This window comes from Sorangium sp. So ce381, from assembly GCF_051473845.1.
Lineage (GTDB): Bacteria > Myxococcota_A > Polyangia > Polyangiales > Polyangiaceae > Sorangium > Sorangium atrum.
Map to the genome: position 1 here is coordinate 1,513,846 of NZ_CP150336.1, position 13,015 is coordinate 1,526,860.

Annotated in this window: 11 protein-coding genes; 5 read left to right on the forward strand and 6 right to left on the reverse strand. The window is 73.6% G+C overall.

Going from position 1 to position 13,015, the window contains the following annotated elements; genetic code table 11:
- The first annotated feature begins 111 nt into the window (after positions 1-111).
- Positions 112-1,107, forward strand: a complete 996-nt coding sequence (locus WMF29_RS05605) for a phosphoribosylaminoimidazolesuccinocarboxamide synthase (protein ID WP_437327839.1) — start codon at positions 112-114, stop codon at positions 1,105-1,107.
- A gap of 17 nt (positions 1,108-1,124) precedes the next feature.
- Positions 1,125-1,175, forward strand: coding sequence for a hypothetical protein (locus WMF29_RS05610; RefSeq protein WP_437331083.1), 51 nt, complete (start codon positions 1,125-1,127; stop codon positions 1,173-1,175).
- A gap of 22 nt (positions 1,176-1,197) precedes the next feature.
- Here WMF29_RS05610 and WMF29_RS05615 read toward each other — a convergent pair whose 3' ends face one another.
- Positions 1,198-2,121, reverse strand: coding sequence for a hypothetical protein (locus WMF29_RS05615; protein WP_437327840.1), 924 nt, complete (start codon positions 2,119-2,121; stop codon positions 1,198-1,200).
- 140 nt (positions 2,122-2,261) lie between these two features.
- Positions 2,262-3,176 (reverse strand): hypothetical protein, encoded by a 915-nt coding sequence (locus WMF29_RS05620; RefSeq protein WP_272100578.1) that lies wholly within the window; start codon positions 3,174-3,176, stop codon positions 2,262-2,264.
- 303 nt (positions 3,177-3,479) lie between these two features.
- Between WMF29_RS05620 and WMF29_RS05625 the strand changes: the two genes are divergently transcribed.
- Both WMF29_RS05625 and WMF29_RS05630 read left to right on the forward strand, forming a co-directional pair.
- Complete coding sequence (locus WMF29_RS05625) at positions 3,480-4,580, forward strand: hypothetical protein (RefSeq protein ID WP_437327841.1); 1,101 nt, start codon at positions 3,480-3,482, stop codon at positions 4,578-4,580.
- A gap of 139 nt (positions 4,581-4,719) precedes the next feature.
- Positions 4,720-7,383, forward strand: coding sequence for a HEAT repeat domain-containing protein (locus WMF29_RS05630; protein WP_437327842.1), 2,664 nt, complete (start codon positions 4,720-4,722; stop codon positions 7,381-7,383).
- Between the two features lie 129 nt (positions 7,384-7,512).
- On the opposite strand, the gene WMF29_RS05635 is transcribed toward WMF29_RS05630, so the two are convergent.
- Both WMF29_RS05635 and WMF29_RS05640 read right to left on the reverse strand, forming a co-directional pair.
- Positions 7,513-8,145: a hypothetical protein gene (locus tag WMF29_RS05635; protein WP_437331084.1), complete on the reverse strand. Its 633-nt coding sequence runs from the start codon at positions 8,143-8,145 to the stop codon at positions 7,513-7,515.
- Positions 8,145-9,221 carry an AAA family ATPase gene (locus WMF29_RS05640; RefSeq protein ID WP_437327843.1) on the reverse strand — a complete coding sequence of 359 codons (1,077 nt, stop codon included), beginning with the start codon at positions 9,219-9,221 and terminating at the stop codon, positions 8,145-8,147. The genes WMF29_RS05635 and WMF29_RS05640 overlap by 1 nt, the downstream gene beginning before the upstream one ends.
- 79 nt (positions 9,222-9,300) lie before the next feature.
- On the opposite strand from WMF29_RS05640, the gene WMF29_RS05645 reads away from it, so the two are divergent.
- Positions 9,301-9,762, forward strand: coding sequence for a hypothetical protein (locus WMF29_RS05645; protein WP_437327844.1), 462 nt, complete (start codon positions 9,301-9,303; stop codon positions 9,760-9,762).
- Here WMF29_RS05645 and boxB read toward each other — a convergent pair.
- Entirely contained in the window at positions 9,759-11,201 is a 1,443-nt protein-coding gene (gene boxB, locus WMF29_RS05650; protein WP_437327845.1) for a benzoyl-CoA 2,3-epoxidase subunit BoxB, read from the reverse strand. The genes WMF29_RS05645 and boxB overlap by 4 nt on opposite strands.
- The gene (gene boxC, locus WMF29_RS05655) at positions 11,198-12,994 is read right to left on the reverse strand and encodes a 2,3-epoxybenzoyl-CoA dihydrolase (protein ID WP_437327846.1); all 1,797 of its coding nucleotides are present in this window, start codon (positions 12,992-12,994) and stop codon (positions 11,198-11,200) included. The genes boxB and boxC overlap by 4 nt, the downstream gene beginning before the upstream one ends.
- Positions 12,995-13,015: the final 21 nt, after the last annotated feature.

Consider the following 13,015-nt stretch of genomic DNA (forward strand, 5'->3'; position numbering starts at 1 on the left):
CCCCCCCGGCCGGAGACCAACGGGGCTCCAGGGCGGGCGCAGGGGAGGGAACTCGGCCGGCGCCTGCGAAACCTGTCGACTCGGCCCGCGAGCCCGGGTAAGCCGCGCCCCATGGTCACCGAGGACGATCTGCGCACCGCGCTTGGCAGGGTGCTCGAGCGCACCTCGCTCGCGGGCCCCTTCGCCCGCTACGAGGGCAAGGTGCGGGACTGCTACACGACGCCGGACGGCCGCCGCCTGCTCGTCGTCACCGACCGCATCAGCGCCTTCGATCGCGTGCTCGGCACGCTGCCGCTGAAGGGCCAGGTGCTGAACCGGCTGTCCGCCTTCTGGTTCGAGCGCACGCGGAGCGTCGCGCCGAACCACATGATCTCCCAGCCCGACCCGAACGTCCTCGAGGCGATCGAGTGTGTGCCCCTGCCGGTCGAGATGGTGGTGCGCGCCTACGTGACGGGCGTGACCTCGACCAGCATCTGGACGCACTACGCGCGCGGCGAGCGCGTCTTCTGCGGCCACCGGCTCCCCGACGGCCTGCGGAAGAACGAGCGCCTGCCACAGCCCATCCTGACGCCGAGCACCAAGGCGCCAAAGGGCGGGCACGATCTCTCCGCCTCGCGCGAGGAGATCCTCGCCCTCGGCACCATCGCGCCGCGCGACTTCGACGCCGCCGCCGAGATGGCCCTCGCGCTCTTCGAGCACGGCGCCCGCGCGTGCGCGGAGCAGGGGCTCATCCTCGTCGACACCAAGTACGAGTTCGGCAAGGACCGGGACGGGAACATCGTCGTCATCGACGAGATCCACACCCCCGACTCGTCCCGCTTCTGGTTCGCCTCGTCCTACGGCGAGCGCTTCTCGGCCGGCGAGGACCCGGAGTCCTTCGACAAGGAGTACGTGCGCCGCTGGCTCGCCGCGCGCGGCTTCCAGGGCGACGGGCCGATCCCCTCGATCCCGGACGAGGTCCGGATCGAGGCGTCCCGCCGCTACATCGAGGCGTTCGAGCGGATCACCGGGGCGGCGTTCGTCCCCGACCTCGAGGACCCGGCGGTGCGCATCCCGCGCAACCTGGGGCCTCGCTCGGCAGCGCGCCCGACCTCGAGCAGCGGCTGAAGAAGATGGCGGACGAGATGCTCGCCAACACCGTCATCGAGGAGTACGAGGTCACGATCGCGCCGTAGCCCTGGCCCCGCGGGCGGCGGCTCAGGCCTCGGGCGCGACGAGCTTCTTCGCCCAGAGGATGGCGTCCTTGCGGGCGCGGCCGACGACGAGGTGCCGCGCCAGCACGGCCGAGCGGCGGAAGCCGTTCGCGAGGAGGGCGGCGCACAGCTCCTGGTCGTCGGCAGGGGCGAAGGTGAACGTGCTCACGGCCTTCTCCTCGACGAGGCGGTCGCAGAGCGCGCCGATGGCGGCTGTCGTGGCGAGCCGCTCCGACTCGTGGCGCGGCGAGCTCAGGAGCTCCAGGAACGAGTTGCCGAAGCACGACTGCATCTCCCACGCGGCGTGCAGCGTGAAGCCGCCCCGCGCGGACAGCACGTAGCCCGTCCGCACCGCGTCGCGCCCGAACGGCTCGAAGCCCGTCAGCGCCCGCCCTGCCCGCTGCGCGGCCGAGGCCGCGCGCCGCAGCTCGACGCCGCTCGCGGGCGCGATCTTGATCGCGGGCAGCGGCCGCCCCTCGGCCTCCCGGAGCAGCCGCCGCGCGCGGGCGATCGTGCGCTCCGCGAGCAGGACCGCCGGCGAGGCCGCGACGTCGTCGCCCTCGCCGCCCTCCTCGCCGTCGCCGCTCGCGCGCAGCCGCGACGTCATCTCGGACACGACCGCCCCGAGGATCCAGGCATCACTGCGCTTGTAGAAGCCGGGGATCGACCCCTCCCGCGTGAACCCGAGGCGGGTCCACGTCGGCACCTCGTCGCGCTCGACCAGCGTGAAGATCTTCTCGACCCCCTCGCGCTTGGCGGTCGACAGGACGAAGCTCCGCTTGGACGGTGTAGGTCCCGCGCGGAAGTCGACGATGCGGAGCGTCCGGTGCCGTCGATTGACCAGGAGACAGAGCGAGACGGAGTCGTTCCGGAACAGGAGCTCGTCGACACCGCTGCTCGCCGTCGAAGACAAGTTTGTCGCTGCCATACCCCTCACGCTCGGCGCAGACGTGACGCCTCGGATCAGATGGTCATTGCAGAATTGCAAATTGCAGATCTGCAATGCCCCCCTAGCAGCCGAGGCCCACAGCGTCAACGATGTCGGCGGGATCGCGGTGAGGAGGGGGCTCAGGGGGTCGCGGCGAGCCGGCTTGCGTCGGTCGGCTTGACCCCGAGGGCCACGAGCGCCTCCTGGAGCCGGGAGCGCTGGAGGGAGATGCGGGTCGGCATCCCTCCGGAGATCTTGAAGGTCTCGAGGAAGTTCACCCCGCTGTCGAACCGGGCGGCGAAGGTGATGCTGTCGTTGTCGACGACGACGGAGATCGGCGCGCGCTCCTGTCCGATGAGGAGGAGCAGGGTCTTGTCGTAGGCCCCGCCCCGCTGGGAGGCGTCGACGAGGACGAGGCCCGGCTCGACGCGCTCGTAGCGGAGCGCGATCCGGCGGGTCTCGGCTTCCATGGTGGCGAGCTCGGCGCCGGCCTGGTCGATGGGGGTCCAGAGCGACGGGTCGGAGAGGCCTGACGCGAGGTGCCGGACGATGAGGCCGAAGAGGGCCTGATCGCGCGGGCGGGCGCGGAGCGCGCGGTCCATGCGGGTGGCGGCCGGGCCCGGGACGCCGATGCGGGTGTCGATGGCGCGGGCGTCGTCGTCGCAGCCGGGATAGGGCTCGACGCCGCCGCGCATCCACTTCGCGCCGCTGGCGAGGCCGTCGAAGTCGACGTGGCAGACGAGGGTGTCAACGCGCCCGGCGCGGGCGACGAGCTCCGGCGTGATCATCTCGGGGCAGGCGCCGTGCTCGGCCTTGGTCGACAGGACGAAGCGGGGATCGCCGGCGAAGCGCGCGTGGTGGGCGCTGTCGTGGTGGTCGACCCAGGCGGCGAGCCGCGGCCCGAGGTCCTGGATGAGGGGGAGAGTGACCGTCTCGAAGCTCTTGCCCCCCGCCTCCGAGGCGAAGGCGATATCGAGGACGGCGACGTTGCCGCGCAGATCGCGGGCGCGGGGGAGCTTGCGGGGGGAGGCGAAGGCGAGATCGAATCCGTGCATGGCGTGGCTTCCCGGGGAGGCAGGTACCGTCCAGCCGGGCGACCCGGCGCGTGCCGCGTCGGGCGCCCTGCTCCATACACCCGAAACGCTCGAAGCGCTGCGGTGGAGGACCTTTCTCGGGCGAGGCCTGAATGATCCGCTAGGATGATCCGACCAACGGCAGGGGCGGCTCGGCGTGCCGGGCGGCCCTGCAGTGCTCCGCCGCGCAGAGCTGGCCGGCGGTTCCAGGGAGACTCGACAGGTGGAGACCGCGCTCGGGCTCGCCGCGCGAGCCGGGCTGCCGGCCTGTGTCGGAGGAAGTGGATGAGAAGCAACGTTCTGGGACTCGGTCTTCTGGCTCTTGGGGGGGTGCTCTGCGCGGGGCTCCCGGGCGCGCCGGCCGTCTCCGAGGCGAGGGCAGAGCCCGCCCAGGTGGTGGTCTCGGCCGCACAGGTGACGGGGGCGGCCGCACAGGCGACCGCGACGGTCGGGCAGGCGGTGTCGGGGCCGGCGTGCAAGCTGAAGGGGACGGCGCCGGTGGCCAAGGGCGCCCGGCTGCATGACGCGCCGAGCGGCGGGCGGGCGGTCGCGAGCTTCACCGGCGCGCTGGTCCCGATGACGCTGAGCGCGATCCCGGCGGATCCGGCGGCGGGCCGCGCGCGGCTGAGCACGTCGGACAGCTCGCCTGCGCTGCGGATCGACGGTTATATCGCGCCCTCGGACGTAGCGGTGTTCACGACGCGCGACATCCCGGTGATCGCCGGGCACGTGTGGATCTCGAGCGCGCAGAAGGTGAAGCTCGTCGCGGCCACGGGTGATTCGCTGCGCGCGGAGCTCTTGATCTCCGGGTCCGAGGGGCAGACGGCGAAGGCCTCGGCGCCCTGCGACGCCTTCGCGCTGCAGCGCGGCGTCTCCATGAAGATGGAGATCCCCGGCAGCGCGCGCGGCTACCTGATGAAGACGTCGACGATCGAGCTCTTCGATCGCGCTGGCGGCGACGTGATCTTCACGCTGAAGATGCTGGAGGGGGCGGCCCAGCTCTTCTGGAGCACCGAGGCGAAGCCCGGCTTCGTCCACCTGATGTCGCGGGGCGACCTGACGATCGACGCCTGGGCGCGCCTCAAGGATCTCGAGCCGCTGAAGAAGGGCGAGATGATGGACCAGTACATCCCGCCGACGACCGCGGTGGCCGGCGCGCAGCTCGCGCTCGACAAGGCGCCGCCGATCGTGAAGGCGACGAGGGCCATCCCGGTGCGCGCGCGGCGCGACGAGAAAGAGAAGCCGATCGGCGAGATCGAGGCCGGCGCGGAGATCTACCTGCTCGAGACGGTGGCGGGCTGGACCAACGTGCTCCCGAAGGCGCTCGGGATGACGCCGCCGGACGAGGGCGGCTTCTGGATCCCCGCCTCGGAGACGCCGAAGTAGCGAGGGCGCGCGGGCCCGCCGGGCGCGGCGGGCAAGCCCGGACGACGCGCCGCAGCGCCGGTCCGGGTGGGAGCGGCGCTGTGCTCGAGGCGCCAACTCTCGAGGGGTCTCGCCGCGTCGGGCGATTAGGATGGCGCGCATGTCCAGATCGCCGTTTCGTTTCCGGCGGCCTCGCCTTGGCGCCGCGGCCGGGGTGATCGCTGCCTCCGCCGCCGTCGGTGGCAGCGCCGCCGCGCAGGTCGCGCCCGTGGTGCTCCCTCACGCGGCGGGCCAGCAGGCGCTCGCTGTCCGCATCGATGCGGGCGGGGTCACTGCCCGCGCCTGTCCAGCCGCGGCGGCGTGCGCGCCCGACGGAGGCAAGGTCCTCGCCGTGCCGTCCGAGGTGGCGCCGCTGCTCGGCGGCGCGCGCGTCGTGCCGGTCACCCTGGCCGACGGCAAGCGCCTCGCCAAGATCGAGGCGCCGGCCGCAGGAAAGCCGGCGGGCGCCGGCGCGCCGGAAGGCGCGGGCGGCAGCTGGGTGATGCTGCTCGCGGCGCCGCTCGCGGGGAAGGGGACGGAGCCGCTGGTGCTCTGGAGCGGCTGGACCGGCGTCGCGACCGGGGAGCACGGCGAGGGGCGGAGCGACGCCGTGGTCGTGGAGCCGCTCGGCAGCGGCAACCGCGTGCTCGTCGGGCAGCTGCGAGACGACGTGACCCTCTGCGGGCGGCCGGCGCTCGTCGGCGCGAGCGAGGTCGATCCCCGGACGATGACGCTCCTGAAGGGGGCCAGCTTCCAGAACCTCCCGGCGGAGGAGCGGCGCGCCGCGGGCAAGGTGGTCGCCGAGCGCCGCGACGCCGACGCGCCGGCGGCTACCTTCCGGCTGCTGCGCCCGACCGCCGCGTCGAGCGCGGTCGGCAAGCGCTTCGCGGAGATCGCCGACGGCGACCCGAAGACCGCGTGGTCCGAGGGCAAGGTGGGCGCGGGCCGGGGCGAGTTCGTGTCGTTCTCGTCGGCGGACGAGGTCGGGATCACGGGCCTCGGCCTGCGCATCAAGCCGTCCGACGGCGTCGAGGGTGGCGCCGCGCCGCGCACGCTCTTCGTGGCGACGCCCGATCGGCTCTTCCAGGTGAGCCTGCCCGAGGACGCGTGGCTCAAGGAGTCCGCCGGCTACGAGGTGAAGCTCCCCGAGGAGATCAAGGCCTCGTGCATCGCCGTCGTGCTCGACGACGCGTACGCGCCGGCGGGGGCCGGGGGCCGCGGCGCGCCCTCCGCTCCGGAGGTGCGGGTCACGATCGCCGAGGTCACGGCGCGCACGGCGTTCGACGGGCAGAACCCGGCGGCGCTCGTGGGCGCGCTCGCGGGCGGCGGTGAGCGATCCAGGGCGGCGGCGGCGCTGCTCGCGCGCGGCGGACCGGAGGCGGTCGAGGCGGCGATCGCCGGCTATGACAGGCTCGACCCCGCGGGCAGGCAGCTCGCCCGGGGCGTGATCGACACGGCGCCATGCGCGGTGCAGATCCCGTTCCTCACCGCGCGGCTGGCGTCCGGCGCGGCTTCGGCGGCGCAGCTCGCGCCCGGCGCGGCATCCGCGGGGCGCGCGTCCGGCATGGCATCGGCGCCGGGGCGCGCCCCTCGCGCCGCGCCGCCAGAGCCGGATCCGGAGCTCCACCACGCGCGCGATCGCATCCGCCGTTGCGGGCGCGCGGCCGCGCCGGCGCTCGCGGAGATCGTGAAGGCGGGCGCGGCCGCGGCCAGGGTGGCGGCGGCCCGGGAGCTCGTGCTCGTTGCGCCGGCCGAGGCGATCCCGGCGCTGCTCGACGCCCTCGCCGGGGCGCGCGGCGCGGCGCGGAGGGAGCTCCGCGCCGCGCTCGCGCTCGCGGCGCGGAGCGAGCGGGCCGCTTCCGTGGTCGAGGAGGAGGTGCAGCTCGAGCGGCTCCGCGCCCGGCCGGAGGACGCGCAGCTCGATCTGCTGCGCGCGCTCGGGCCGGCGCTCGGGCGGATGAAGGGCGGCGGAGCGGCGTTCCAGGCGCTCGCTTCGGCGGGCGGCGCTCCCTTCGATCGGCGCTACCTGCTGCAAGCGCCGGCCGCGGCGCTCGCGCGCGTGGGCGAGGCGCCGGCGGAGGCGTACCTCCGGGCGTCGCTCCGGAAGGACGCGGACGCGCACGTGCGCCTCCGCGCAGCCGAGGTCGCGGCGGACGTGCCGGCGCTCGCGCCGGACCTGCTCGCGGCGGCCTCCGATCCGGAAGCGCGCGTGCGGGAGGCGGCGATCGTGGCGCTCGCGCGCGCGGCCTCTGCCGGCGCGAAGCTGCCTGCTGGCGCGGGCGAGGCGCTCGCGGCGCGGCTCACCTCGGACCCGTGGACGTTCATCCGGGGCGGCGCTGCGCTCGCGATCGGCGCGATGCCGGCGACGACGGCGGGCGACCGGGCGCTCGTCGGGGCGCTCGCCGACAGCTCGCCCGAGGTGCGCCGGCACGCGCTCGACGGCCTCGGCGCGCACCGCGCGACCGCGCACATCGAGGCCGTGCGCGACCGGGCGGAGGACAAGGAGGAGGACGTCGAGGTGCGCGCGCGGGCGATCCTCGCGCTCGGAGCGATGTGCGACGCGAGCTCGGTCGACCTGTGGACGCGGCTCGCGCTCCGCGCGAAGTCGCCGATCGGCGAGCACGATCAGCGGCTCGGCTCGGCGGCGCTCGCGGCGCTCGGGTCGGTGCACCCTGCGGATCTGCCCGCGCGCCTCAAGCCGCTCCTCGACAAGGACACGCCGCACGGCCTGCGCGAGGCGGCGAGGGCCGCGCTCTCCGCGCCGCCGCAATGCCGCCGCCGCTGACGCGGCAGGCCGGCCCCCGCGCGCGCCGTTCGCGCGCTAGGCAAGGTCGCCGCCGAAGCAGCTCGCGCGCTTCGACTTCTGGGGTCGCCCCTTCCGACCACGGCTGTTCCATCGTGAGAGCGCCAGCGCTCACCTCACGCCGCGGCCTGCTCGCCGCGGCAGCACGGCGCGCGCGCGCGCGAGCCACTCGCCGAGCGACGTGGCGTCCGGGGGGACCGCGTCGAGGTCGGCGTCCTCCGTCACGCGCACCATGGCGGCGCCGTCGCCCGGCATCATGCCCTTCGCCGCGAGCATCGCCTGCGCCCTGAGGGGCGACATCTCCTCGGTCGCCTTCTCGCCGAGCAGCGCGAGGATCCAGCCTCCGAGCGCCGGCGCGGCCACGCCGCCGATCACGTCGGGCGGCGAGGACAGGGCCGACGAGACGCGCCGGATGCCCTCCGCGATCGCCTCGCGGCGCGCCGGATCGCGGTCGATGTCGCGGGCGAACGCGAGGATCTCGCACCCCGCCTCCTGCGCGTCGAGCGCCGCGCCCAGCACGTGGTGCGTGTCCTCGTGGGCCGCGCCGCGCGCCTGGTACTTCCGGATGCTCTTCCACTCGCGGGCGCCGCCGACGACCCATCCGCTCGGCTGGACGCGCGAGAGCAGCGTGAAGAGCACGCCGGGGTGCTTGTCCGACTGGTAGGCGGGCGCCCCGGCGCGGCTGCCCAGCTCGCTCTCGCCCTCGCCGACAAGGAAGACCCGGATCCGCTCGGGCGCCTTCATCACGGCCGCGGCCCTCCTCCGAGGAGCGGCGCCTCGTCACCGCCGTTGGCGTAGCTCAGCCAGAGCTCCCCCAGCGCGTACACCCTCGCCCGATCCTCGAAGCCCGGCGTCTCAAGGATGCGCGTGGCCCTCATTCCGTGCTCGCCCGCGCGGGTGACGACCGTGACCTCCTCCGGCTGCAGCTCGTTCACGACGAGCGGGCTGTGCGTCGCGAGGAGGACCTGGGTCTTCTCGGAGACGAGGCGCAGCGCGCGCATCACGTCGGCGATGCGCGCGGGGTGCAGCCCGTGCTCGGGCTCCTCGACGAGGAGCAGGGGCGTCGGATCGAGGTGCGGCAGCGCCGCGAAGGCGAGGTAGTACAGCATGCCCTCGCTCATCAGCGACGCCGGCACGACGGCGCCGCCCTCGAGCTTCACGCCGATGGCCTTCGTCGTGGAGCTCGGGTTGGCGAGGTGGAGGCTCTTCACGCTGGGGAACAGGCGGGTGAGCTCCTCGTTCAGATCGACGTACGCCGACAGGTCGCGGCTGATGACGGCGTCGTAGACGGCCGGCAGGCCGGTGCCGCGCTCGTCGGCGAAGCAGAGCGGGTGCCCGTCGGGGATGAGCGGGTGCGGGGCCCTCAGCGCGTCGGGATCGAGCCGGAGCATCTGGGCCCCGCGCAGCGCCTGGACGATGTCCAGGGCAGGGCGCTCGGGGCTGGGCCCGCCGCCCGCGTCGTCGTCCCCGTCTGCGTCGTCGAGCAGGGAAGGGGGCTCGAGGTCCCTGGGGAACGACATCGACCGGACCCGCCCCCCGGCGTCGAGCTCCACGCGCCACGTCGTGCTCGCCGCCGACACCTCGAACACGGCGCCGCCCGGGGCCTTGCTCGTGGGGCCGGCGCGCCCGAGCGTGTCCGGCGACGGCGCACCGAGCGCCCGCTCGAGGACGGAGGAGAGCGTGCGGAGCGCCCGCAGCACCGTGCTCTTGCCGCTGTCGTTGGGCCCGATGAGCGCATGCAGCGGCGTCAGCTCCAGCGTCGCGTCCTGGACGCAGCCGTAGCCCTGGATGCGGAGCTGCTCGACGTAGGGTCGGTCCATCGAGGTCGACGCCAGCATAGCCGCTCGCTCGGCAGCAAGGAACTTGGCCCGCCCTCGCCAGCCCCTCTACGCCGCGGTCATGCGCCGCCTCCCGTCGATCGCGCTCGTCGTCCTCATCGCGCTCGCCGTCCCCGTGGCGAGCGGCCTCGGCGAGCGGCACGCCAGCGCCAGCGTCGCTTATGAGTCGCCTTACACCTTCGAGCAGACCTTCGGCACGGCGCTGCGCCTCGTGCGCGTCGATCTCGGCTTCAAGATCGTCGAGAAGGACGTCTCCAATGGCTACCTGCTCTTCGAGTACCGGAGCCCGGAGAGCGGCGGCAGGGCGACGCAGGGGGCGATCGAGGTCGTGGACGGCCGCGCCGGGGTGCACGTCGCCGTGCAGCTCCCCGCGATGCCGCAGTACCATGAGCAGGTGCTCCTCGACGGGCTCGTGAAGAAGCTCGCCGCCGAGCACGGCGACCCGCCGAAGAAGGCGCCCGCAGGCGGGGGCGCCCCTCCCCCCGACGCGGGCGCCCCTCCCCCTGACGCGGGCGCGCCCTAGCCGCGCCGCACGTACTCGAAGTCGACGGGCTTGCCCTTGAGCCCCTTCGCCGGCGCCGCGATCCAGTTCGCCATCTGCTTCGGATCGAACACCGGCTTCTCCATCAGGCTCTTCACGTAGGCCTCGTCGCTCGCGGTCGGCAGCCACGCGTCGCGCCGGCGCTCCCACTCCTCCTTCGAGAGCGGGTTGCCGTCGACGTCGAAGTGGAGCCCCGCGTAGATCCCCGAGCTCCGATGGAAGCGCCGGCTCGGCAGGCTCAGCCTGAACGACACGCCCGACGCCTCGATCACCCGGTTCATCTTGTCGATCCCGCGCTGCGAGTCGGCCACGTACTCGTCGCGCAGCACCTCGTTCATCGCGTTCCTCAGCGGCACCTCCTCGCGCCGCCAGCCGGGCACCGCGCCGCCCCCGGCGGCGGGCGCGTGCGGAACGTCGAACACGTACACGCCGTCGAGCGCCCGGTGGTCGTCGTACGACGCCTCCTTCGCGCGGCCCTTCACGCTCGAGGCGAAGAACGACGCCGCGTTCGACGAGATCTCCCCGCCGAAGAGGTCCAGCGACAGCGAGTACCAGAGGTTCAGGTACTTCTGCATCGTCGGCAGATCGATGCCGCCCTCGGCGCGCGCGTCCTCGTTCCTGTTGCGCTTCATCAGCTCGCAGGTGCGCTCGATGATGCGGAGCAGGCCCGTCTCGCCGACGAACATGTGGTGCGCCTCCTCGGTCAGCATGAACCGCGTCGTGCGCGACAGCGGATCGAAGCCGCTCTCCGCGAGCGCGAGCAGCTGGTACTTGCCGTCGCGATCCGTGAAGTAGGTGAACATGAAGAACGAGAGCCAGTTCGTGCACGGCTCGTTGAAGGCGCCCAGGATCCGCGGCTTGTCCGGGTCGCCGCTGCGCCGCTCCAGGAGCGCCTCCGCCTCCTCCCGGCCGTCGCGGCCGAAGTGGCTGTGCAGGAGGTACACCATCGCCCAGAGGTGCCGCCCCTCCTCGACGTTCACCTGGAACAGGTTCCGCAGGTCGTAGACGCTCGGGCAGCTCTGGCCGAGCAGCCGCTGCTGCTCCACGCTCGCAGGCTCCGTGTCCCCCTGCGTCACCACCAGGCGCCGTAGCATGTTCCGGAGCTCCCCCGGCACCTCTTGCCACGCCGGCTCGCCCAGGTGGTCGCCGAAGCCGATCGTCCGGTCCGCCACCCGATCCGCGAGGAAGATGCCCCAGCGGTACTCCGGCATCTTCACGTAGTCGAAATGCGCCCACCCCTCGTGATCGACGCTGATCGCCGTGCGCAGGTAGATGTCGTCCGCCTGGAAGCCCTCGGGCCCCGTCTCCCGCCACCAGTCCAGGAACTTCGGCTGCCACGCCTCGAGCGCGCGCTGCAGCTTCCTGTCCGACCCGAGGTCGACGTTGTTCGGGATCCTCTCCGAGTTGACCACCGCGCTCATGTCCGCCTCCAGTCGAATTCGGGGCGCTCCGGCCGCCCATACACCGTCAGCGCGCCCCGCTGGCCCACCGCGTTGGGGCGCTGGAAGATCCAGTTCTGCCAGGCCGACAGCCGCGAGAAGATCTTCGTCTCCATCGTCTCCGGCCCGCAGAAGCGCAGGCTCGCCTCCATCCCGGTGAGCGCGTCGGGCGACAGGCTCACCCGCTCCTCGATCGCGAGCCGCACCTCGTCGTCCCAGTCCATCGCGTCCGGCGCGAAGGTGCAGAGGCCCTCCTCCAGCGCCTCCTCGGCGGACAGGAGGCCCGTCCTCTCCTTCAGCGCTGCCACGCGCTCCGGCGCGCCGAGGAAGCGCGACGCGAGCCGCGTGAGGCCGTTCGACATGACGAGCGGACCGAAGTTCAGCGAGCTCAGCGCAATCGACGCGGGCGACGCGGGCGACGCGGGCGACGCGGGCGACGCGGGCGACGCGGGCGCCCCTGCCTGCCCCTCGTCCCCTCCGCCGTCCAGCATGTAGGAGCGGTCCGCCGCGAGGGCGAGCTCGAACAGGCTCCCCGCGAAGCAGGAGCCTGGCTCGATCAGCGCGAACACGCTGCGCGCCGTGAGGTCGAGCCGCTTGAGCACGCGCCGCATGTGGAGCAGCACCTCCTTCACGAACCAGTCGTCGCGGCTCGCCCACAGCGCCTCGTCCGCGGCCCGCACCGCGGCGGGAGAGCCGGACGTCCGCAGGAGCACGAGGCCCACCGTCGGGTGGTTGAAGCGGAGGTCGAGCAGCGCGTCGTCGAGCTCGCGGAACGCGCGGAGCGCCCACAGGTCCGCGCCCGCCCGGCGCATCTCCGCGGCGTCCGTCGACACCTCGCGCCCTTCGCCGTCCGGCCCGAGCACGCGGATCTCCGCGGTCCTCGCGGCGCGGTCGACCTTCATCGACACGTGGCGGTAGTCGCAGGTGGACACGTCGCCCGCCGTGGCGCGCCGCGCCTCGAGCGGCGGGAGCCTCACCCCGGGCCCCGCCCTGTCCGGCGTCGCCGCCGCGAGCTCGGCGGCGCGCTGGGCCACCGCCTGCTCGAAGCGGCTCTTCGGGATCGAGCGATCGACGAGGCCCCACTGCTCCGCGCGCTTGCCGCGCACCCCCTCGGCCAGCGTCGAGAACACGTCCGCGAGGTCGCGCCGCACCTTGCGCTTGTCCACGAGCCGCGTGAGCCCCCCGGTCCCCGGGAGCACGGCGAGCAGCGGCGTCTCCGGGAACGAGACGGCGCTGCTCCCGTCGTCGGAGAGGAAGATCTCCTCGCACGCCAGCGCGAGCTCGTAGCCGCCGCCCGAGGCGACGCCGTTCAGCGCCGCGAGGTAGCGCTGCCCGCTCTCGGAGCACGCCTCCTCGAGCGCGAGGCGCGTCTCGTTGGTGAACTTGCAGAAGTTGACCTTGAACGCGTGCGTCGACGACCCGAGCATGTAGATGTTCGCGCCCGCGCAGAAGATCCGCGGCTGCGCGCTCGTCACGACGACCGCCTTCACCTCGGGGTGCTCGAAGCGCAGCCGCTGCACGATGTCGGCGAGCTCGATGTCGACCGCGATGTCGTAGCTGTTGAGCTTCAGCTGGTAGCCGGGCCGCGCCGCCGCGTCCTCGTCGACGTCCATCGCCACGCGCGCGATCGCCCCCTCGAACGAGAGCTTCCAGTGCCTGTAACGACCTGGCTCCGTCTCGAAGCGGAGGGGCGCGTCCTCGCCGGACGAGCCGTCTTCCCGGGCCCTGGTCTGCGGCGCCGGCGCCGCGGAAGGAGGAGAGGTGGTCGCTTCCATACCCGACGAGCCCACCACCGC

Bases quoted from the DNA above. Each gene is read 5' to 3' on its own strand.
- WMF29_RS05605 (WP_437327839.1), top strand. From the start codon at position 112: ATGGTCACCGAGGACGATCTGCGCACCGCGCTTGGCAGGGTGCTCGAG.
- WMF29_RS05615 (WP_437327840.1), bottom strand. From the start codon at position 2,121: ATGGCAGCGACAAACTTGTCTTCGACGGCGAGCAGCGGTGTCGACGAG.
- WMF29_RS05620 (WP_272100578.1), bottom strand. From the start codon at position 3,176: ATGCACGGATTCGATCTCGCCTTCGCCTCCCCCCGCAAGCTCCCCCGC.
- WMF29_RS05625 (WP_437327841.1), top strand. From the start codon at position 3,480: ATGAGAAGCAACGTTCTGGGACTCGGTCTTCTGGCTCTTGGGGGGGTG.
- WMF29_RS05630 (WP_437327842.1), top strand. From the start codon at position 4,720: ATGTCCAGATCGCCGTTTCGTTTCCGGCGGCCTCGCCTTGGCGCCGCG.
- WMF29_RS05635 (WP_437331084.1), bottom strand. From the start codon at position 8,145: ATGAAGGCGCCCGAGCGGATCCGGGTCTTCCTTGTCGGCGAGGGCGAG.
- WMF29_RS05640 (WP_437327843.1), bottom strand. From the start codon at position 9,221: ATGGACCGACCCTACGTCGAGCAGCTCCGCATCCAGGGCTACGGCTGC.
- WMF29_RS05645 (WP_437327844.1), top strand. From the start codon at position 9,301: ATGCGCCGCCTCCCGTCGATCGCGCTCGTCGTCCTCATCGCGCTCGCC.
- boxB (WP_437327845.1), bottom strand. From the start codon at position 11,201: ATGAGCGCGGTGGTCAACTCGGAGAGGATCCCGAACAACGTCGACCTC.
- boxC (WP_437327846.1), bottom strand. From the start codon at position 12,994: ATGGAAGCGACCACCTCTCCTCCTTCCGCGGCGCCGGCGCCGCAGACC.